Source organism: Nocardioides gilvus (genome assembly GCF_003194605.1).
Classification (GTDB): Bacteria; Actinomycetota; Actinomycetes; order Propionibacteriales; family Nocardioidaceae; genus Nocardioides; species Nocardioides gilvus.
Genome location: NZ_QHKY01000002.1, coordinates 725,987 through 745,196 on the forward strand (window position 1 = coordinate 725,987; position 19,210 = coordinate 745,196).

Sequence of the window (19,210 nt, forward strand, 5' to 3'; positions counted from 1 at the left end):
AGCGGACGCCGCGACGCGACGCGAAATCAGGGGGTCTCGCCGAGCTCCTCGAGAAGCTCCTTGGTGCCGGTCCACTCCTGGGCGAGCAACTTGCGGCCGGCGAGCAGGAGGTCGGAAATGAACGGGTTGTCGACCGAGTAGAGAACCGTCGTACCCTGACGACTGGAGGAGACCAGTCCTGATCGACGCAGCACACCCAGCTGTTGACTCAGGTTGGACGGCTCCACCTGGATGTCGGCGAGAAGGTCACGCACAGGCATCGGCTGCTCGACCAGCAGCTCCAGGACCCGCACGCGCACCGGGTGGCCCAGGATGCGGAAAAGGTCCGCTTTGGCTTCGTAGAGCGGGGCTGTCATGATGCGGGGAACCTCCCCCCAGTTGGCGTCGTTGAGTTCCGCAGATTACATTAGTTGCAAAACTCTTCAACTCTTCAGGGTTGAGGGGCGCACACCGAAGCAAGCGCACGTCCACAGGAACAAACGCGGCATGTCCTCCGGACTCACCGGCACATTCCATGAATTGGAGCAAGGCACGATGGCAGACGTTGAAGCAGTCCTCGACGCAGCGGGAGTTACCAACCCGAGCGTTCGTGAGTACGTCCGTTACTACGCGGACCTCACCGGAGCAGAGCGCGTCGAGGTGGTCACGGCCGCCGACGACGCACGCCTGATCCAGGAGGCACTCGAGGCGGGCGAGCTCCTGCCCGCCGGCGAGGGGCGCTACTACTCGCGCAGCTACCACAAGGACACCGCGCGCTCCGAGGAGCGCACCGTGGTCGCGACCAACGACCCCAAGGACCAGGGCGTCTACAACAACTGGAAGCCCGCCTCCGAGATGAAGCCGCTGCTTCACTCGAAGATGAAGGGTGCTTCGGCTGGCAAGACCATGTACGTCATCCCCTACCTGATGGCTCCCAAGGGCAACGCCCTCGCCGACTGGGGTGTGGGTGTCGAACTGACGGACAACCGTCCCGTCGTGCTCCACATGATCCGCATGGCCCGCGTCGGCGTCGAGTACGTGAACGACCTCGCCGACCAGGACTTCTTCGTGCGCGCCGTCCACGTCACCGGCGACCTGCCCAACCTGGGCCAGGGCACCGAGAACGACCAGCGTTGGTTCGTCACCGTCGCAGACGAGCGCACCATCCTGCACTTCGGTTCCTCGTACGGCGGCAACGCGCTGCTCGGCAAGATCGCCCACGGCCTGCGCCAGGGTGCGTACGACGGCTGGACCTCGAAGAAGTTCCTCGGTGAGCAGTACATGCTCATCGGCATCAAGGACAACGAGACCGGCAAGACGTACCACGTCACCGGCGGCTTCCCGTCCGCCTCCGGCAAGACCAACCTCGCGATGATGCTCCCGCCGGACGCCCTGGGCGACCGCTACGAGGTCTACTTCTACGGCGACGACATCGCGTGGCTCTGGGTCGACGAGTCCACCGGCAAGCTGATGGCGATGAACCCGGAGAACGGTGTCTTCGGTGTCGCCAAGGACACCAACGAGGTCACCAACCCGACCGCGCTCGGCTCGATCGACGCCGACTCCGAGGCGATCTTCACCAACGTCGCCTACAACCCCTCCACCCAGGAGGTCTGGTGGGAGGGCAAGACCAAGAACCCGCCCGCCGACGTCACCGGCTGGGAGGACTGGAAGGGCGCACTCATCTCCGAGCGCACCCCGGAGCAGGCCGACGAGCCGTGGGCCCACCCGAACAGCCGCTTCACCACCACGCTGTCGAAGGTCCCCAACATCGCCCCCGACTGGGACGCTGCTGCCGGCGTCCCCGTCGACGCGATCATCTTCGGTGGACGTACGCGTGACCGCGAGCCGCTGATCCGTGCGATCACCGACGTCGCCGAAGGTGTCTACGACGGCCTGACCCTGGGCGCGGAGGCCACCTTCGCCGCCGAGGGCAAGGAGGGCGTGCTCCGCTACGACCCGATGTCCAACCGCCCGTTCATGGCGTACGGCGAGGGCGACTACGCCGAGCACTACCTCAACATCATCAACGCGGCGACCGACAAGCCGATCTTCGCGCACGTCAACTGGTTCCAGCGCGGCGACGACGGCCGCTTCCTGTGGCCCGGTTACCGCGACAACCTGCGTCCGCTCCTGTGGCTCATGCAGCTCAAGAACGGCGAGGTCAAGGGCAACGAGACCCCGGTCGGCATCATCCCGACCAAGGAGGAGCTCAACCTCGACGGTCTCGAGATCGACGAGAAGGACCTCGACACGGTCCTGAGCATCGACAACGCTCGTTGGATCCAGGAGATCGGCTACCGCAAGGAGCACCTCGAGCAGTTCCCGAACATGCCCGACGCCATCTGGGAGGCCCACAACCGCGTGGCCGCCGCCCTCGAGGCCGACAGCAAGTGAACTCATGACCTGATCGTCTGATCAGGTCCCGGCCCGGCCCCGTACTCAGCGATGAGTGCGGGGCCGGCGTCATTTCACGCCGTTCCGCTCGGGGGCAGATCGACGGCTGTGCGAGGATCAGCGGCGTCGCGCGCGTGGCCCTGCGCGGCTCGGGCGGAAGGCATGACAGTGGCGCTGTACGGTCCCCAGGACAGGGAGCTCTTCGAGCGGGTGGGTGCGTCCCTGTACGAAGCAGTCATCGCTGCCAACGGCATCTCCCTGGACGATCCGCTGCTGACCGGCGACGAGGGCCGCCGCGCCTTCGACCTGCTCCTGCACATGGGTCTCCTCGTGGTCGAGGATCAGCGCGTCGTGGCAGCGGACCCGAGCGCGGTCGCCTCGCTCGTGGTCGCCCCCATGGGTCAGCAGGGCGCCCAACTGCTCGCGGAGTCGGCCCAGTGGGCCCAGGCCTTCACCGGGATCGGGCAGGCCTGGCGCAACGCACCGGGGGCGATCAGTGGCCTGTGGACCGAGCTGCACGGGGAGGCGATCAACCCCTTCATCGCCTCCGTCGTCGCTGACGCTGAGTTCGAACTTCTCACCGCACAACCCCAGGCCGGCCGCAGCGCCGCCGCGTTGGGGATCGCGGCCCAACGAGACATCGCAGCCCTGGACCGGGGCGTGAAGATGCGCACCCTCTACCAGCACTCAGCGCGGCGCAGCCGGATCACGCACCGCTACGTCGCCGCCGTCAGCGCACGGGGCGCGGAGGTGCGTACGCTCGACGAGTTCTTCAACCGGCTCATCGTGGTCGACCGTCGGGTTGCGGTGATCCCGGGTCACGAGGGTCTGCACGTCGCCCTGGCTGTGCGAGAGCCCTCCATGGTGGCCTACCTGGTCGACATGTTCGAGCGGACGTGGGAGCACGGACGTCCGTTCGCCAACCAGGGATCGACGGTGACCCGCGACATCGCTGCCGAGCAACGGGCGATGACGATCCGGATGCTGGTCGCCGGCCATGCGGACCCGGTCAGCGCCAAGCGGCTCGGGGTGAGCCCTCGGACGTACGCCGCGTACGTCGCCGATCTCAAGGCCGAGTTCGATGCCCAGACCCGCTTCCAGTTGGGGTACGAGATGGGTCGTCGCGGCGTCTCCGGCGAAGAGCAGCCCGGTCATCGCGGCGGCGGTGCGGGAGTGGAGTGACGACGCTGAAATGAACGAAGGCAGCGACCCGGGAGGGTGCTGCCTCCGTCCCGTGCGAGACCGGCCTTGGCGGGGGCTCTGGGACGGCCGAACGTGGGGTGCCGTCAGCGCCCTGGTCTCGCGGTCCGGTGTGCCGGGGTCTAGCCCCAGCTCGTGTCACCTCGCGCAGGTCCGGGGGCGGAGGCCTTGACGGTGGGGAGGGGGAGGACGGGGGTCATGATTGCCAACTCTCGATGGGAAATGGCAGACGCCGCGCTCCTACCCCTCGTCGGGACGTTCTAATCATCGCGAGGGACAAAATTCTTGGACCTTGCGTCGCGCGCCGAGTCCGGACCGGGAAATGCAGGAGACTCCGCCCGGGCACGGCTCGGGCGGAGTCTCACACTGGCGGAGGCGGCGAGATTTGAACTCGCGAGAGGTTTTATCCTCAACCCGCTTAGCAGGCGGGCGCCATAAACCGGACTAGGCGACGCCTCCATGCAGCGGGATCAGGGTACAAGAGAGTCGCCCGTGGTGCCGAATCAGGTCCGGCGATCAACCCTTCAGCTGGGTGATGCCGTGGCCGCGCTCGAGGTGCTCGGCCACGGTGTGTGCGAAGAGATCGCGATTCACGTGCAACACGTCGACCGGAATCGTCGACGTACGCCCGTCGCGCAGGCGCAACACGACGCACGGGGAGCCCAGGCGTTCAGTGGTCACGGCGTCCTCGACCTCCTTCCAGCGGGCGGCGTTGACGCCGGCTCCGCGGATGCGGCGGATCTGGTAGCCCTCGTCGCTGAGGCGGACCACCCAGCTGTTGCTCCACACCATGAGGGCGATGACGCTGGCCAGGACCAGCACCGTCAGCACCAGGACCACCACGCTGTGGAGGTCGAGCCAGACGACCAGCACGGTGGCCACGGTGGCGATCGCGCCCAGCGCCAGCAGGGTGATGCCCAGGAGTCGAGCAGTGATCGCGGGAGAGAATCGATAGTCGGACGCCACAGGTTGATTCAACGACACCCGCCGTACGTGGAGCCAATCGGCCTGCCTCACCCTTGCCAACCAACGTGACACCCGTCACACTCGGAATCCGACGCGTTGAACCTCTCGGAGGTGGACATGAGCATCCCGTCCCACCGTGCGCCACCCTGCGTCGACGCCGCCGAGTCCGGCGATTCGGGCCCCCAGATCCGCCTCGACCGCTTCGTCGACGACGTGGAGCGCCTCGGCACCAGTTCCCTGCGTACCTGGCGGGGAGCCGCCCTGCGTGGCCTCACCGACGTACGCCAGGTGTTGGTCGACGAGTCGGCCGCGTCGGACTGGCACGACGAGCGAGGCACCCTGCTCCTGCGTGAGCGCACCGTGCTCCTCGACCGGATCAGCCTGTTGCGTCTGCACGTGCTCGGTGTGGAGGAGGTGGACCGGATCTCCTACGACGTACGGCGCCTCGTTGCCGACGTGCGCACCCACCTGGACCACCTCCCTGAGGCTCCGGCCTGCAGGGCGGCTGCGGGGGTCGAGGGCGACCGCACCGGGTCCGAGTGGCGCCACACCGACCAGTGAGGAATTAGACTCCCTCGTGCGCCCGTCCGCGGGCGCGTGGAGAGGTGCCGGAGCGGCCGATCGGAACCGCCTTGAAAGCGGTCGTAGGGAGACCTACCGCGGGTTCGAATCCCGCCCTCTCTGCTGAGAAGCACCGAGATCGACTGAGCCCCTCACCCGCTGCAGGCGGTGAGGGGCTCAGTCGTACGGGTGGGGAGGGTCAGTCCTCGTCGTCGCCCTCTTCGACCGCTTCTTCGAGGAAGTCGGCAGCAACGCGGAGCAGTTGGACCGCGACCTCGGGGTCGACGCCACCGAGGAGGATCTTGAGACCCATGTCGGCCGGGAGGTCGAAGTCCCACTCGTCCTCGGCGTCAGCGGTCGAGATTCCGCTGCTGAGGTCGATCAGCTCGAGGTGCAGGCCGGGACGCTCGAAACTCACCGTCGCGACGTGCTCGGCGCCCTCGTCGGCGATGAGCTGGGCGGCGACGCTGAGAGTTGCTTCTTCTTCGGTGTGGTCGTGGCTCATGACACTCCTTCGTGGCTGGTGCGACGAGCCTAGCCCTGTGGTGTGAGAGAGGTCTCCGGGCCCTCACACCCCCCGAAGTGACGGGACCCCTAGAGTCAAAACATGACGCAGGCATGGTTCTCGTCCCCACAGGACGCCGACGCCCGGTTGCGCGAGGTCGGTTACCTGGCCGACTCGGCCATCTCCACGACCGGTTTCCTGGCCGGGGCCCTGGGCAAACCGCTGCTGGTCGAAGGGCCGGCGGGGGTGGGCAAGACCGAGCTGGCCAAGGCGGTGGCCAGGGCCTGCGGGGCGGAGCTGATCCGGCTCCAGTGCTACGAAGGCCTCGACGAGGCCAGGGCGCTCTACGAGTGGAACTACAAGAAGCAACTGCTGCGCATCCAGTCCGCGCGTGAGTCGAGCGACTGGGAGAGCACCCACGACGACATCTTCACCGAGGAGTTCCTCCTCACCCGACCGTTGTTGGCCGCCATCCGACGCGAGCAGCCGACCGTCCTGCTGATCGACGAGGTGGACAAGACCGACGTCGAGGTCGAGGGCCTGCTTCTCGAAGTGCTGAGCGACTTCCAGGTGACCATCCCTGAGCTCGGCACGATCACCGCGACGCGGCGCCCCTTCGTGGTCCTCACCTCGAACGCCAGCCGCGAGCTCTCCGAGGCGCTCAAGCGACGCTGCCTCTATCTGCACCTCGACTACCCCGACCTCGAGCGCGAACGCGAGATCGTGATAGGGCAGGTGCCCCAGATCGACGAAGCGGTCGCCCGTCAGGTGGTCGACGTCGTGGCCCGGCTCCGGGACCTCGACCTCAAGAAGTCCCCATCGATCGCCGAGACGATCGACTGGGCCCGCACGTTGGTGGCACTCGAGATCGGCGACCTGGACGAAGCGATCGTCCAGGCCACGCTCGGGGTGGTGCTCAAGCACGTCTCGGACCACGACAAGGCCGTACGCGAACTCAAGTCCAGCAGGAGGAAGCCATGAGCACGAGCACCAACAGCAAGACCGTCGCCGTCGCCGTCGACGGGTCAGCAGCCAACCGTGCAGCACTGGAGTGGGCGGTGTCCCACGCCGAACGGTCCGGGGCCGACCTGGTCGTCGTCGCCATCGCGGAGCCGTACGAGGTGATCGGCGGCTACATCCCCGAGACCCCGCCGACCGAGTACCTGCGCCCGGTCGTCCACGACGCGCTGGCGAAGGTGCGTCAGACCCTGCCCGACGAGCGCACCGGTTATCTCCTCGAGACCGGCCACCCGGTCTCGGTGCTGCAGCAGGTGGCGGCCGACAAGGACATGCTCGTCGTCGGCAAGCGCGGAATGGGCGCCATCGGCCGCCTGGTCATCGGCTCCACCTCGATCGCCGTCGCCGGGCGGGCGCACGCCCCGGTCGTGGTCGTCCCGGTGGGTTGGGAGCCCGAAGGCAGCGCCAACGGACCGGTGGTGGTCGGCGTCGACATCGACAAGGACCACGACGCAGGACTCCGTTTCGCCTTCCGGACCGCGCAGGAGCGGGGGGTGGAGGTCCGCGCCGTACAGGTCTGGGAGCCGCACCCGGTGCTCGCCGGTGATGCCTCGATCTTCGTCAACGCCTTCGACGACTGGGTCAAGCAGAGCCGCTCCGAGTTCCAGCTGCGGATGGAGAAGCTGGCCGACGAGTTCCCCGGCGTGAAGGTCGAGGTCGTGCAGGTCGTCGGCCAGCCGGTCCACCACCTGCTCGAGGAGGCGGCCGACGCACAGCTGCTCGTGCTCGGGCGCGACGCGAAGGATCGTCTCAGCGGCTTCGCCCTCGGTTCGGTGGCGCGAGGGGTGCTGCACCACTCCGACATCCCTGTCGCGGTCATCCCCGCCCACTGACGGAGCCCCCCCCATGTCGCTGCTCGACCGCCACCTCGGCTTCGTCGAGGCGCTGCGCGAAGCCGGGCTTCAGGTCTCGCTCGCCGAAGGCCTCGACGCCGTGTCGGCCCTGGGTGCGCTGGGGTGGGACGACCGCGAGACGGTGCGTACCGCGTACGCGGCGACGCTGGTCAAGCGCGGCACCCATCGACCGACCTTCGACGCCCTGTTCGACCTGTGGTTTCCACGGCTGGTCGGGGAGGGCGTCGGGGCGCCCGTGCTGGAGGACGAACGAGGGCTGCGTGACTCGGCCGCCCAGCTGACGCAGTTTCGCCAGCGGCTCGAGGAGTCGCTGGCGGCTGGCTCCGAGGGGCAGGCCGAGCAGAGCCTCGAGCTCGCGACGGAGGCGTTGGGGCGCTTCGGTCGGGTGCCGGGTCGGGCGTCAGGACAGGCGGGCTGGTCGCCGTACAACACCCTGCGGCGGGTGGCACCTGAGGAGATCGTCGGTCGACTCGTCGATGCGCTGCAGGGTCAGGGACTGAGCGGACCGGAGGCGGACCGTGAGGCGCGGGCGCGCGTCCAACGCTTCCGTGACCAGGTCGAGGCGGACGCCCTGCGCCGCCTCGCCGCCGATCGCGACCTGACCGAGCTGGCCCGCACGACCCTGCGCCCGACGATCGACACCCTCGACTTCAGCGCCGCCCGTCGCAGTGACCTTGACGAGTTGCGCCGGGCCCTGGCGCCCCTGGCGCGCCAACTGGCGGTACGGCTCACCAAGGAGCAGCACGCGCGACGTCGCGGCCCGCTCGACTTCCGGCGTACGGTGCGTGCCTCGCTGTCGACCGGCGGAGTCCCGATCGCCACCCATCACCGGCCGAAACGTCCGCACCGCAGCGAGCTGGTGGTGCTGTGCGACGTCAGCGGATCGGTGGCCCACTTCGCCCAGTTCACCTTGATGTTGGTCTTCGCGCTGCGTGAGCAGTTCACCAAGGTGCGCGCCTTCACCTTCGTCGACGACGTGCACGAGGTCACCGACGTCTTCGTGCCCGGCGCGGACCCCGGGGACGTGCTGGCCGAGCTGGCGTCACGCAGCGCCCACGCGGCTCGCTTCGGGCGTACGAACTACGGCAGGGCCTTCGAGCGGTTCGTCGAGGAACACCCTGACGCGCTGGGCCCGAAGTCAACGCTGCTGATCCTCGGCGACGCCCGTTCCAACTACCGCAACCTCTCCGAGGACGTGCTCCAGGAGATGGTTGCCTCGTCTCGACGGGCGTACTGGCTCAACCCGGAGCACCGGCGCCACTGGGGGGCGGGGGACTCGGCGGCCCCGGTCTACAGCGAGTTCGTTGCGATGTCGGAGTGTCGCAATCTCACGCAGCTGGGTGAGTTCGTGCACGACCTCGTCTGAGGGCGCACGGTCGTGCTCGGAGCCGGGTCAGTCGGGGAGGGTACTGCTGGAGCCCGGCGGGCTGCAGATCACCGAGGGGCTCTTGGCCGTCGCCGAGATCGGGGCCTTGCCGGAGGGCCGGAGGGAGACCTTGCCGGTGCCGACCACGACGACGACGCCGGGGCCCAGCGCGCTGCCGGGAACGACCTTGGCCTTGCGGAACTGACCCTTGACGAGTGCGACCGCTGGGTTCTTGGCGTTGTCGGCCCAGATCTGCACACCCTTGACGGGCTTGTCGCCGGGAGCGTTGCCCGACCCTGCGCCGATGAAGCCGCGGTCGACGAGATCGTTGAGGGTGCTCGACGCCAGACCGTTGCGGTTGCTGGCGTTGTAGACGCTGATCGTCACCTGCTCCGGGAAGACCTCCTGGTCGGCCGCGACCTGGGTCGTGACACAGACCGGCTGGTCCTCGGCCGTGGGGAAGGGAGCGGTCAGGGCTGCGAAGCCGACCACCGCGGCGAGCAGGGTGAGGACCGTGAGGGTGCTGAGGGTGACCAGCGACTTCATCCGCTTGTTCATCGGTCGTCGCCCTCGATGACGTGGATGCGTGCGTGCAGGACGCTGCGCTGGTGAAGGGCTGCGCGCAGAGCCCGGTGCAGACCGTCCTCCAGGTAGAGGTCACCCCTCCACCGCACCACGTGCGCGAAGAGGTCCCCGTAGAAGGTCGAGTCCTCGTCGAGCAGTGCGACGAGTTGAAGGGTGTCCTTGGTGGTCACCAACTGGTCGAGGCGGACCTGGCTGGGGGGGATGGCTGACCAGGCGCGCGACGACAGCTGGTGGTCCGGGTAGGGCCGGCCGTCGCCCACGCGCTTGAAGATCACCCGGGTGACTATATCGACGTACAGGTCACCAGGGCCCCGAAGCCGGCGGACTGAGCATTCGTGGTGATCGTGGCTGCCGAGGAGCGGTTCACACGAGTGCTTCCTGTCTGCTCGGCAGAGCCACCTGCAGGGTGCAGGGTTGTCGGCCACGAACGACCAGGCGGCCGCGGCCGGGGGCCGTCATGGCCATCGAAGACGGCGGTGCGGAGCGACCGCCGAAGGGGCCAGGCGGAGGCTCGGCCAGGGTCAACGTCGGCACACTGAGGTCCTCGAGAGCCCCGACGAGCGGGTCGCTGGTCCGGAATCCGTTGCCCCCGCGCTGGGCCACCAGGACGTGGAGCCCGATCTCGGCGGCGACCGGCATGAGGGGTGCGAGGAGGTGCAGTCCCGACTCCTGCCAGCCGCCAGCCGTGACCACGTCGTGGTCGTCCACGACCACGAAGACCTCTGCTCCGCTCCACCAGCTGCGCGTGCGCAGGGCTGCCCCGGTGATGTCGGGCCCGGGCACGCGGCCACGGAGGTAGTCGACCAGGGCCGAGAGGGCCGGCTGCATCGAGGACCGGGACGTCAGATGGTGCAGGACGTACTCGGGATCTACGGCCTCTTCCAGGCTGGCGCGCGGGTCGAGCAGGACCACCGCGGCCTCGGCTGGGGTACGCGTCCGCGTCACCTCGCACAGGTACGTGCGCAGCGCGGTGCTGCGACCGGACCGATCACCCCCACGCACCAAGAGGTGTGGGTCGGTCGAAGGGTCGAGCGTCGCTGGGCCGTGTGCGCGGTCGCTGACACCGAGCAGCAGATCCGTCCGGGAGGGTTGCCCGCTGCGCAGCGCGGACAGGTCGACGCGGCCTGGCAGCGACTTGATGCGGGGCACCCGCGGCCCGGTCCACAGTGAGTCGACCTGGCGGGCCAGTGATGCCGCGGCCTCGGTGGCACTCCCGGCGGCGCGGTGCAGGGTGGGGCTCGCGGTCAGCAGGTGGAGAGGGCCGGGCAGCAGCCCACGTCCGGGACGGCTCGTCGGCACCGTGGCCGCGGCCCGCCGATCGACCTCGGAGTCGAGTGGGTCCCCGAGTCGCAGCTCGATGCGGGACCCGATGAGGTCGCGCAGGGTGGGGCGCAGGTCGTTCCATCGGTGGGTGGCGAGGACCAGGTGCACGCCGAGCGACAGGGCACGCTCGGCCCACTGGCGCAGGGCCTCTTCCTGGTGCTCGAACTCGGCGCGCAGCGCTCCCCAGCCGTCCACGACGACGAAGAGCTCTCCGTAGCCGTCGTCTGCGGTGCCCACGGCTCTGCGTTCGAGATAGGTGTCGAAGGTGGCGATGCCCTGCTCGCGGAAGTAGGTCTCTCGCCGCGCCATCACCTCACCGACCTCCTCGACGAGCCTGCGCACGAGGTCGGGTTCACCGCGCCCGGCGACCCCGACGACGTGGGGGAGCCCGCTGAGCGAGTCGAGCCCGCCGCCCGTCTGGTCGAGCAGGAAGAACTGGCACTCGTGCGGTGTCCTGGTGAGGGCGAGCGTGGCGACCACGGTGCGCAGCAACGTGCTCTTGCCGCTGTGGGATCCCCCCACGACGGCCAGGTGGGCGCCGCTCCCCGCCAGATCCAGGACCAGTGGCTCTCGTCGCTGGTCGCGGGGTCTGTCGACGATGCCCACAGGGATCTGTCGCCCTGGCTGGTTGCGCCAGTGCTGGGAGATCGCCCCCAGCCGCGGGTCGTACGCCAGATCCGGGAGCAGGTCTCCGAGCCCCGGTGCCTCCTGGAGGGGTGGCAGCCAGATCGCGTGAGTGTGGCCCAGGCCAACCATGGTGGAGACGGCGAATTCGAGTTGTGATCGCTGCTGGCCCACCCCCTGTGCCGTGCCCTGGCGGACCACCGATCGTGATCGCGCCGGGCGCGGGTTTGGCTCTGCCACCGGCGACAGGGTCCAGGGGAGGATGACTGGAACTTCGGCGCACTGCTCGGCGGGGCCGGAGGCGAGGGGCCCGGAGACGTACCCGGCAGTGAAGCGGACGAGCTCATCGGCCCCGGTGCGCAGATACCCCGCGCCCGGTGTGGAGGGGAGGGCGTGGGCATCTGGCACGCCGATGGCGGTGCGCGACTCCGCAGCCGAGAACGTGCGCAGTCCGATGCGGTACGAGAGGTGGGATTCGAGGCCTCGGAGACGCCCTTCCTCCAGGCGCTGGGAGGCCAGCAGCAGGTGGATCCCGAGGGAACGGCCCAGCCGGCCGATCGCCACGAACACGTCGATGAACTCGCTGCGCGCTGCGAGGAGCTCGGAGAATTCGTCGACGCAGACGAAGAGGCTCGGCAGCGGAGGTAGATCCGTTCGCGTGCGGCGGGCGGTCTCGTACTCCTGTCGGGAGGGGTAGCCGCTGGCGTGAAGGATCTCCTGCCGACGTGTCAGTTCACCCACGAGCGCGTCCTGCATCCGATCCACCAGGGCGAGGTCATCGGCCAGGTTGGTGACCAGGGCGGAGACGTGAGGCAGCGCCGCGAGTTGCGAGAAGGTCGCGCCCCCCTTGAAGTCGATGAGCACCATGGCCAGCTCGTCGGGCGAATGCTGCATCGCCAGTCCCAGGGCCAGGGTGCGCAGCAGTTCCGACTTGCCCGACCCGGTCGCACCGATGACCAGACCGTGCGGCCCTGAGCCTCCGTACGCGGACTCCTTCAGGTCCAGATGGACCAGCCGACCCTCACCGGTGCAGCCGATCGCCACCCGCATCGTGGAGTCCTCAGTGCGTTGGGACCACTGCTGGTGCGGATCGAACTGGGCCAGGTTGCCTGTGTCGAGCAGGGCGGGCAGATCAATGGTGTGGTCGGAGGAGTCGCTGGATCCCTCAGTAGAGGCGCCACGGTGACTGACCCGACGGGCCACGGCTTCCGCCTCGGCAAGTCCGCAGCCACTTACGGTGACAGGGCTCTGGTCGTCGGACGAGATCATCCGGTCGTGGGGCGATCCGCCCGTGCTGGCGGCCAACTCCACCGTCAGTCGGCGCGATGACTGCGCGGGAGGCGTGTCACTGGCAGCACTCACCACCAGCGCGGTGACCCGGGCCGGGTACGAGATGTCCGGGGTCTCGGCCACGTCCACCACGAGCAGGACCAGAGGGGCGTCCAGGTCGGAGACGAGGCGGTGGGTCTCCGCAGCGTCGCTGAGCACCATCCGTAGGGGACCCGCTGCGTCGTGATGCACGGGGCTGAGTGCGTGGGGAGCCCACTTGAGCCAGTCCCAGGAGGCGCGGCGATCACCGTCGCAGAGGACGATGACGCGCAGGGACTCGGGCGGGTGCGCCGCGATCGCCTCCACCAGGAGGGAGCGAACCAGACCGAGTGCCCTTCCCCTGGGGCCGCGGAGCACGACGTTGTCCCAGACGGTGAGGTCGATCGTCGACGGCATCTGCGGCACCCGTGCGTACGCTTCGGCGACGTCGTGGGCGGCACGCACGCAGTACGGATCCAGTCCGTCGTGCGAGCTCATCTCTCCGAGATCGACGACGGCGTCGAGGGCGCCCGAGGCGGTCCCGAGGCGGACGACGCCGAAGTAGGGATCGCCGGCCGGTCGGGTCCAGAGGTCGTGCATCGGGGTGGCAGTCCAGGCACTCGGCCGGGGATGTCGGGCGGTCGCCGTGGCCAGCTGGGTTTCGGCGACGGCGCGCAGGGAGCTTCGTGCGGCGTCCAGCTCTCTCAGGTAGCTGACGCGTTGGGAGATGATCCGGCTGCTCCGCTGCTGGCGCTGTCGCAGGAGCTGCGCCACGACGACGCCGATCCCTGAGATCGCGAAGAGCCCTCCAGCAATCAGGCCGCGACCTTGTCCGACGCCGCCAGCCATGCCGGCCAGCATCATCATGGAACCCACTCCCGCCAACATCGGCAGTGTGCTCGTGAAGGCTGCGGAGCCGGGTTCGCGCTCGGGCAGAGCCGGCGGCGCAGGGAGTGCGATCTGCGGTCCTTGGCCTGATGGGCGGGCCGGAGTGCTGGTCATGTCACCCCTCGGAGTCGTTTCGGGGAGAACCCCCTGCCAAGCAACCTAGAGGTCTTGGAGCGGCCCTGCAGAGACCCCTGTGGAGAAGTGCTCGAGGTGCCCGAGCCGGTGGTCCTGTGGACACCAGGTGGCTGTGCACGAAGGACTTTTCCACAGATTTCGGTGCTTGAACGTCTTGCTCTGTCCGCAGGCTCTTGACCCGGTCAGGGTGGTGTCCACGGCCTCGAGGGCAACGTCCAGAGGCGGTGGAACCACTCATCCATCGAGAGGAAAGCACATGACCGACCACAACGCCGCCCGCGGGCTCAGCGCAGCCACCGGGGTCCTTGACCAAGCGGCCACGACGGTGGAGGAGGCCCGTGTCGACGTGACGCGTCTTTCCGCGGAGCTGGGTGCCCAGATCCAGGGGCTCGGGGGGCGCTGGAGCGGAGAGGGCGCACGTGCCTTCACCCAGTTGCACGTCGCGTGGCAGGACAAGCAGCGTCGGATCGTGGCAGCGCTCGACGACTTCGCGGCCTCGCTGACCCACACCGAGCGCGACAACCGCAGCACCGATCTCTCGCGGTCCGACTCGGCGATCGCGCTCGCCCACCGGCTCGGTTGAGCCCACACCACAGAGGAGAGTTTCATGACATTCGACGGAATCCGGGTGGATCACGCTGCCCTCGACCAAGCCAGCAACGACCTGGGGGTCGCTGCGCAGCGGATCTCAGGACGCCTTGAGCAGTTGGAGGCAGAGCTGCGCCCGCTGCGTACGCAGTGGAGCGGTGCGGCTCAGGAGAGTTACCGCGTGGCCCAGGCTGCCTGGGACCAGGCCATGATCGAGATGGTCCTGCTGTTGCGCCAGATCTCCTCCGACGTCGCGTCCTCCAACGTGGCCTACCGAGAAGCGGACCGACGTGGTGCTTCCCGCTTCGGCTGACCTATCTTCGCCACGCCTGACGCTCGTGCGGGTCACCGTCGTCGGTGGCACGCGCCGAATCGATGTCGCGCTGCCGGGAGCTGTGCCCGTGGTCTCGATGGTCGCCGACCTGGCCCACCTCCTCGGGATGGAGACGGGCGAAGCGCACCTGGTGGTGACCACCACCGGGTCGGTGCTCGAGCCGAATCTGGGATTGCGTGGTCAAGGCATCGAGGACGGAGCAATCCTCAGCTTGGCGCCGGTGCGTGAGCACGTTCCCGCCCAGGTCCACGACGACGTCGTGGAGGCTGCGCACTCCCTGTCGAGAATCGAGTTCAGCTCCTGGGGTCGCGGGAGCGTCGCGGTCTCGTCGCGCATCGGGAGTGCGTGGTTGTTGGGGCTGGGCGTTCTCGTGCTGGCGGCCGTGGGTGCGCTGCATCCCCAGGAGGCAGGGGTCGCGGCCGTCGTGGCAGGAGCCGGCGCGGCGGGCCTGCTCATCGCCGCGTCGCGCAGGGCAAAGGTCGCCACGACGCCTGGTCGTGACTGGCGATCCGTGGGCGCGGTCTGGTTCGCATGCGCGTACGCGGCACTCGCCGGCGCTCTGGCCGCGACCGCATCGTGGCCGCGACCCATCTCCCCTGTGGGTGCGTGGGGGCCGATGCTGCCGGCGGCTACGGCGGCACTCGGCGCTGCGGGCATCGCCTGCATCCTCCTGCGACGAGACCGGTTGCTGGTGTCCCCAGTGATGGCGTTGGGAGCGACAGTGGTCGCGGGCACGTTCCTGGAGGCCGCCGGCTTGATGGCCGACCAGCACTGGGTGATCGTGGTCGCCACGGTCTGGGTCGTCGCTGCTCGCGTGGCGCCGGGGTTGGCCATGGACGCCACAGTCCTTCGCGGGGAGAGCGAACGGCGGGACCAGGTGGGCGCCGGGGTCGACACGGGACGCTTGCGCACGGACCTCCTCGTGTCCCACGACGTGGTGCTCGCTGTCGACCTGACGGCGGTGGGGCTCCTCCTCCTCGCCGTGCCCTCGACCATGGCGAAGGGTCTGGTCGGATGCTTGTGGCTGTTGGCGCTCACCGGTCTCCTCGCCTTGCGACTGCGTCGTGCGAGGCTCCACGCCCAGGTCGCAACAGGGCTGGGGGGCGTGGGCCTGGTGATGACGGCGCTCGTCGCATGGTCCCCGCAACTCCCAGTGGCTCTGGTCATCGTCCTGGCGGGCGCCCTCGTCGGCGCAGGAGTCCTCGTGGGGCTGACGGAGGGCAGCGTCAGTTCCCTGCGTGCGGGGTGGCTGGGTGACCGAGCCGAGGTCCTGCTGACCGCCGCCGCTGTGCCGCTCGCCCTGCTGGTCATCTGGCCCAGCTTGATACCGGGTGGCTGAGGTGCAGCGCAGGGAGGACCTTCTCGAGGCGCAGCGCTACCGCCGCACGCAGGCTGCACATGCCGTGTTCGCAGTCGGACGCGCCCATGCGACGTACACGGGACCGGGTCCATGGGCGGGACCCGTGTTGGGGCTGCTCGTCGCCGGTGTGCTGTGTGCCGCTGGTCCGGTCATCGACGTCGTGACCCAGACGCCACCGACCTCCGCGCCCGTGGCACCGGTCACCCCTCCCATCCCGCCGGAGGCGCGGGAGCAGGACGCCCATGGGCAGGACGGAGAGGATGCGCCGCACTAGAGTCGCGGTCATGCGAAGAGCCGGTGCTGTGATGCTCGTCGTGGGCCTGATGGCGACCGGATGCAGCTCGACCGCTCAGGACCCTGATCGCACCTTGCACGTGTATGCCGCCGCATCGCTCCAGGAACCGCTCGAGGAGCTCGCCGCCACCTTCGAGGGCGAGCACCCAGGGGTGGCCGTGCAACTGGTCCTGACCGGGTCTGCCGACGCAGTGGCCCAGATCAGGGCCGGCGCACCCGCTGACGTGGTGGCCACCGCGGACACGACGACCATGGGGACGTTGGTCGACGCCGATCTGGTCACGACGACACCGCGTACGTTCGCGACCAACACGTTGCAGCTGATCGCCGACGCCGCCGCCGGGGCGCAGACGGATGACGGATGGGGCGCGATCTCCGAGGGGGGCGACCTGGTCGTCTGTGCGCCCGTGGTCCCTTGCGGAGCGTCGACCGTGGCCCTGGCCGAGCAGGAGGATGTCGAGTTGCGTCCGGTGAGCGAGGAGCAGTCGGTCACTGACGTGCTCGCGAAGGTGACCAGTGGAGCAGCAGACTTCGGCATCGTCTACCGCACCGACGTGCTGCGCGCGGGGGGAGGCGTACGAGGGATCGATCTTCCCGGCGCCGAGAAGGTCGTCAACGAGTACCCCATCGCGCAGGTGGCGGAGGGTGACGAGCCGAGCTTGGCGGCCGAGTTCGTGGAGTTGGTCCTCTCTGACGGAGGCCAGGTCCTGCTGGACTCCGCCGGGTTCGGGACGCCATGACCCGACGTACCGTTCCCGCCGCAGGTCTCCCGGGCTGGGTGGTCGTGCCCGCCGCCGTCGCGGTCCTCTTCGTCGCTCTTCCGCTGGTTGCCATGGCCGTCCAGGTCCCGTGGCCCGACTTCTGGTCGCTCATCACTTCCGAGTCGGCACTCACTGCGCTCGGACTCAGCCTGCGCACCGCGGGAGCGAGCACGGTCGTGTGCGTCGTGCTGGGTGTACCCCTCGCGCTCGTCCTGGCGAGGAGCGAGAGGCGCGGACTGGGCCTGTTGCGCTCACTGGTGATCCTGCCGATGGTGTTGCCACCGGTCGTCGCGGGCATCGCGCTGCTCCAGACGTTCGGTCGGGGCGGGCTGCTCGGTGAGCGACTCGAGCTCCTGGGCCTGCAGGTCGCCTTCAGCACCGTGGCCGTGGTGATTGCGCAGACCTTCGTGGCTCTCCCGTTCCTGGTGATCAGCCTCGAAGGAACTCTGCGCACGGCTGGCACCCGGTACGAGCGGGTCGCCGCGACGCTGGGGGCGTCACCGTCGACGGCGCTACGCCGGATCACAGTGCCGCTCGTCCTGCCGGGGCTGGTCTCGGCGACGGTTCTGGCGTTCGCCCGGGCCCTGGGAGAATTCGGCGCGACCATCACCTTCGCCGGCAGCCTGCAGGGCGTCACCCGCACCCTGCCGCTCGAGGTCTACCTGCAACGTGAGGTGGATCCCGACGCCGCAGTGGCACTGTCCGCGCTGCTGGTCATGGTCGCCCTCGTCGTCATCGTGGTGGCCCGTCCGCGGAGGGTGGCCAGATGAGTCTTCGCGTCGCTGCCGCGCTGGAGTCCCGGGGGTTCGACGTCGACCTCACCGTCGCCGCCGGCGAGACGGTCGCCGTGATGGGACCGAACGGGGCTGGCAAGTCGACCCTGCTCGACGTGGTCGCGGGAGTGCTGCGCGCGGACGAAGGCACCGTCACGCTGGCGGGGCAGGAGTTGGCCGGGCCGCACACCTGGGTGCCGGCACACCGTCGTCGGGTGGCACTGCTGTCACAGGATCCACTGCTCTTCCCGCACCTCAGCGTGCGCGACAACGTCGCGTTCGCACCCCGGGCCGCCGGGTCGGGGCGCCGCTCGGCCAGGGAGGCGGCGTACTCATGGCTCGAACGGTTGGGCGTACGCGAACTGGCTGGGCGCCGCCCCCACCAGATTTCGGGTGGCCAGGCGCAGCGCGTGGCCCTGGCGCGCGCGCTCGCCGCAGAACCGACGCTCCTGCTCCTCGACGAACCCATGGCAGCCCTCGACGTCGACGTGGTGCGTGAGCTACGTCCGCTGCTGCGCGAGGTGACTGCCGCTCGCAGCACCGTCCTGGTGACCCACGATCCGCTCGACGCGCTGTTGATGGCCGACCAGGTGGTGATCCTCGAAGGCGGTCGTGTCGTCGAGCAGGGCCAGGTGCACGACGTCCTCACCCGCCCGCGCAGCACGTTCGCGGCCCGGGTCGCCGGTCTCAACCTGTTGCGGGGGACCTGGCGCGGTGATCGGCTGGTCCTCGCTGACGGCGCCGAGGTCTTCGGTGGGTCCCAAGGGTGTGTCGAGGGCGCGGCTGCGGTCGCGGTCTTTGCCCCCCGCGCGGTCTCGGTCTTCGCGAGCGCGCCCGGCGGCAGCCCGCGCAACGAGTTCGCAGTCGTGCTCAGTGAGGTGGAGAGCCGCGGTGACGTCGTACGCCTGCATGCCGGTGACCTCGCCGCGGACGTGACGCCTCGAGCCGTGACCCAGCTCGGTCTGGAGCCCGGGGCCGCCGTGGTCTTCAGCGTGAAGGCGGCCGAGATCGCGATCCACCCCGCCTGACGCCATGAGCGCATTGCCGAGTGAAACGAAAGAACCGCCACCCGACGAGGTCGGGCGGCGGTCATTCGCACAGATGGCGGAGGTAGAGGGATTCGAACCCTCGAGGGCTTGCACCCAACCCGCTTTCCAAGCGAGCGCCATAGGCCACTAGGCGATACCTCCGTCGGAGAGATTACCCGTAGGCCTGCTGTGCCGGGAAATCGCCTCCGCGCGAGCCCTCATCCGGACTCGCTTTGTGAGCCCGACCCCCGCTGCCCTAGACTCCCTGCCAACCCCCCGTGCGGCGGTATCTTGCTGAATCCCCCAGGGCCGGAAGGCAGCAAGGGCAGGCGAGCACTACCGGGTGCACGGGGGGCCTTTACGT

The 19,210-nt window shown here is 69.0% G+C and carries 19 protein-coding genes, 3 tRNA genes and 1 other RNA gene; 15 read left to right on the forward strand and 8 right to left on the reverse strand.

Going from position 1 to position 19,210, the window contains the following annotated elements; genetic code table 11:
• Positions 1-26: 26 nt before the first annotated feature.
• On the reverse strand, positions 27-356 hold the full coding sequence (locus tag DNK52_RS08730) for an ArsR/SmtB family transcription factor (RefSeq protein WP_110240555.1): 330 nt from the start codon (positions 354-356) through the stop codon (positions 27-29).
• A gap of 178 nt (positions 357-534) precedes the next feature.
• Here DNK52_RS08730 and DNK52_RS08735 point away from each other — a divergent pair, with 178 nt between their 5' ends.
• Together DNK52_RS08735 and DNK52_RS08740 are read left to right on the forward strand one after the other, a co-directional pair.
• Positions 535-2,376: a phosphoenolpyruvate carboxykinase (GTP) gene (locus DNK52_RS08735; protein ID WP_110240669.1), complete on the forward strand. Its 1,842-nt coding sequence runs from the start codon at positions 535-537 to the stop codon at positions 2,374-2,376.
• Positions 2,377-2,538: 162 nt separating this feature from the next.
• A complete protein-coding gene (locus DNK52_RS08740; RefSeq protein WP_239455462.1) occupies positions 2,539-3,558 on the forward strand; it encodes a LuxR family transcriptional regulator in 1,020 nt (339 codons plus the stop codon).
• A 385-nt stretch (positions 3,559-3,943) separates the two neighbouring features.
• Here DNK52_RS08740 and DNK52_RS08745 read toward each other — a convergent pair.
• Positions 3,944-4,035: transfer RNA gene (locus DNK52_RS08745), tRNA-Ser, on the reverse strand.
• Between the two features lie 57 nt (positions 4,036-4,092).
• Positions 4,093-4,542, reverse strand: a complete 450-nt coding sequence (locus DNK52_RS08750) for a hypothetical protein (protein WP_110240557.1) — start codon at positions 4,540-4,542, stop codon at positions 4,093-4,095.
• A gap of 117 nt (positions 4,543-4,659) precedes the next feature.
• Here DNK52_RS08750 and DNK52_RS08755 point away from each other — a divergent pair, with 117 nt between their 5' ends.
• Both DNK52_RS08755 and DNK52_RS08760 read left to right on the forward strand, forming a co-directional pair.
• A complete protein-coding gene (locus DNK52_RS08755; protein WP_162598697.1) occupies positions 4,660-5,103 on the forward strand; it encodes a hypothetical protein in 444 nt (147 codons plus the stop codon).
• Positions 5,104-5,141: 38 nt separating this feature from the next.
• A tRNA-Ser gene (locus DNK52_RS08760) sits at positions 5,142-5,226 on the forward strand.
• A 76-nt stretch (positions 5,227-5,302) separates the two neighbouring features.
• Here the strand turns inward: DNK52_RS08760 and DNK52_RS08765 are convergent.
• Entirely contained in the window at positions 5,303-5,608 is a 306-nt protein-coding gene (locus tag DNK52_RS08765) for a hypothetical protein (protein ID WP_110240559.1), read from the reverse strand.
• A gap of 102 nt (positions 5,609-5,710) precedes the next feature.
• Between DNK52_RS08765 and DNK52_RS08770 the strand changes: the two genes are divergently transcribed.
• The 3 genes from DNK52_RS08770 to DNK52_RS08780 are packed head-to-tail and all read left to right on the forward strand — an operon-like array spanning position 5,711 to position 8,845.
• The gene (locus DNK52_RS08770) at positions 5,711-6,589 is read left to right on the forward strand and encodes an AAA family ATPase (RefSeq protein ID WP_110240560.1); all 879 of its coding nucleotides are present in this window, start codon (positions 5,711-5,713) and stop codon (positions 6,587-6,589) included.
• Positions 6,586-7,458 (forward strand): universal stress protein, encoded by an 873-nt coding sequence (locus DNK52_RS08775; protein ID WP_110240561.1) that lies wholly within the window; start codon positions 6,586-6,588, stop codon positions 7,456-7,458. The genes DNK52_RS08770 and DNK52_RS08775 overlap by 4 nt, the downstream gene beginning before the upstream one ends.
• 13 nt (positions 7,459-7,471) lie before the next feature.
• Positions 7,472-8,845, forward strand: a complete 1,374-nt coding sequence (locus tag DNK52_RS08780; RefSeq protein ID WP_110240562.1) for a vWA domain-containing protein — start codon at positions 7,472-7,474, stop codon at positions 8,843-8,845.
• A gap of 27 nt (positions 8,846-8,872) precedes the next feature.
• Here DNK52_RS08780 and DNK52_RS08785 read toward each other — a convergent pair whose 3' ends face one another.
• From DNK52_RS08785 to eccCa, 3 genes are all read right to left on the reverse strand, one after another.
• Positions 8,873-9,403 carry a LytR C-terminal domain-containing protein gene (locus DNK52_RS08785; protein WP_110240563.1) on the reverse strand — a complete coding sequence of 177 codons (531 nt, stop codon included), beginning with the start codon at positions 9,401-9,403 and terminating at the stop codon, positions 8,873-8,875.
• Positions 9,400-9,705, reverse strand: coding sequence for a type II toxin-antitoxin system VapB family antitoxin (locus tag DNK52_RS08790; RefSeq protein ID WP_110240564.1), 306 nt, complete (start codon positions 9,703-9,705; stop codon positions 9,400-9,402). Before DNK52_RS08790 ends, DNK52_RS08785 begins: the two co-directional genes overlap by 4 nt.
• Before the next feature lie 88 nt (positions 9,706-9,793).
• The gene (eccCa, locus tag DNK52_RS08795) at positions 9,794-13,687 is read right to left on the reverse strand and encodes a type VII secretion protein EccCa (RefSeq protein ID WP_110240565.1); all 3,894 of its coding nucleotides are present in this window, start codon (positions 13,685-13,687) and stop codon (positions 9,794-9,796) included.
• Between the two features lie 277 nt (positions 13,688-13,964).
• On the opposite strand from eccCa, the gene DNK52_RS08800 reads away from it, so the two are divergent.
• Genes DNK52_RS08800 through DNK52_RS08830 form a run of 7 tightly spaced genes read left to right on the forward strand, consistent with a single transcriptional unit; the run spans position 13,965 to position 18,846 of the window.
• Complete coding sequence (locus DNK52_RS08800) at positions 13,965-14,291, forward strand: WXG100 family type VII secretion target (protein ID WP_110240566.1); 327 nt, start codon at positions 13,965-13,967, stop codon at positions 14,289-14,291.
• Positions 14,292-14,315: 24 nt separating this feature from the next.
• Positions 14,316-14,609 (forward strand): WXG100 family type VII secretion target, encoded by a 294-nt coding sequence (locus tag DNK52_RS08805; protein ID WP_110240567.1) that lies wholly within the window; start codon positions 14,316-14,318, stop codon positions 14,607-14,609.
• Positions 14,587-15,969 carry an EsaB/YukD family protein gene (locus DNK52_RS08810; RefSeq protein WP_110240568.1) on the forward strand — a complete coding sequence of 461 codons (1,383 nt, stop codon included), beginning with the start codon at positions 14,587-14,589 and terminating at the stop codon, positions 15,967-15,969. Before DNK52_RS08805 ends, DNK52_RS08810 begins: the two co-directional genes overlap by 23 nt.
• Entirely contained in the window at positions 15,962-16,264 is a 303-nt protein-coding gene (locus DNK52_RS08815; protein ID WP_110240569.1) for a hypothetical protein, read from the forward strand. Before DNK52_RS08810 ends, DNK52_RS08815 begins: the two co-directional genes overlap by 8 nt.
• Positions 16,265-16,274: 10 nt before the next feature.
• Positions 16,275-17,024, forward strand: a complete 750-nt coding sequence (modA, locus tag DNK52_RS08820; RefSeq protein ID WP_110240570.1) for a molybdate ABC transporter substrate-binding protein — start codon at positions 16,275-16,277, stop codon at positions 17,022-17,024.
• Positions 17,021-17,815, forward strand: coding sequence for an ABC transporter permease (locus DNK52_RS08825; protein ID WP_110240571.1), 795 nt, complete (start codon positions 17,021-17,023; stop codon positions 17,813-17,815). Before modA ends, DNK52_RS08825 begins: the two co-directional genes overlap by 4 nt.
• Complete coding sequence (locus DNK52_RS08830) at positions 17,812-18,846, forward strand: sulfate/molybdate ABC transporter ATP-binding protein (RefSeq protein ID WP_110240572.1); 1,035 nt, start codon at positions 17,812-17,814, stop codon at positions 18,844-18,846. Before DNK52_RS08825 ends, DNK52_RS08830 begins: the two co-directional genes overlap by 4 nt.
• Before the next feature lie 74 nt (positions 18,847-18,920).
• Here DNK52_RS08830 and DNK52_RS08835 read toward each other — a convergent pair.
• Positions 18,921-19,008 (reverse strand) — tRNA-Ser (locus DNK52_RS08835).
• 108 nt (positions 19,009-19,116) lie between these two features.
• Here DNK52_RS08835 and ffs point away from each other — a divergent pair.
• Positions 19,117-19,206: signal recognition particle sRNA small type (ffs, locus tag DNK52_RS08840), an RNA gene on the forward strand.
• The last annotated feature ends 4 nt before the right edge of the window (positions 19,207-19,210 follow it).

Coding starts and splice junctions, on each gene's coding strand:
- DNK52_RS08800 (WP_110240566.1), top strand. CDS start 13,965: ATGACCGACCACAACGCCGCCCGCGGGCTCAGCGCAGCCACCGGGGTC.
- DNK52_RS08825 (WP_110240571.1), top strand. CDS start 17,021: ATGACCCGACGTACCGTTCCCGCCGCAGGTCTCCCGGGCTGGGTGGTC.
- DNK52_RS08805 (WP_110240567.1), top strand. CDS start 14,316: ATGACATTCGACGGAATCCGGGTGGATCACGCTGCCCTCGACCAAGCC.
- DNK52_RS08770 (WP_110240560.1), top strand. CDS start 5,711: ATGACGCAGGCATGGTTCTCGTCCCCACAGGACGCCGACGCCCGGTTG.
- DNK52_RS08765 (WP_110240559.1), bottom strand. CDS start 5,608: ATGAGCCACGACCACACCGAAGAAGAAGCAACTCTCAGCGTCGCCGCC.
- DNK52_RS08775 (WP_110240561.1), top strand. CDS start 6,586: ATGAGCACGAGCACCAACAGCAAGACCGTCGCCGTCGCCGTCGACGGG.
- eccCa (WP_110240565.1), bottom strand. CDS start 13,687: ATGACCAGCACTCCGGCCCGCCCATCAGGCCAAGGACCGCAGATCGCA.
- DNK52_RS08755 (WP_162598697.1), top strand. CDS start 4,660: ATGAGCATCCCGTCCCACCGTGCGCCACCCTGCGTCGACGCCGCCGAG.
- DNK52_RS08830 (WP_110240572.1), top strand. CDS start 17,812: ATGAGTCTTCGCGTCGCTGCCGCGCTGGAGTCCCGGGGGTTCGACGTC.
- DNK52_RS08730 (WP_110240555.1), bottom strand. CDS start 356: ATGACAGCCCCGCTCTACGAAGCCAAAGCGGACCTTTTCCGCATCCTG.
- DNK52_RS08735 (WP_110240669.1), top strand. CDS start 535: ATGGCAGACGTTGAAGCAGTCCTCGACGCAGCGGGAGTTACCAACCCG.
- modA (WP_110240570.1), top strand. CDS start 16,275: ATGCGAAGAGCCGGTGCTGTGATGCTCGTCGTGGGCCTGATGGCGACC.
- DNK52_RS08785 (WP_110240563.1), bottom strand. CDS start 9,403: ATGAACAAGCGGATGAAGTCGCTGGTCACCCTCAGCACCCTCACGGTC.
- DNK52_RS08780 (WP_110240562.1), top strand. CDS start 7,472: ATGTCGCTGCTCGACCGCCACCTCGGCTTCGTCGAGGCGCTGCGCGAA.
- DNK52_RS08740 (WP_239455462.1), top strand. CDS start 2,539: ATGACAGTGGCGCTGTACGGTCCCCAGGACAGGGAGCTCTTCGAGCGG.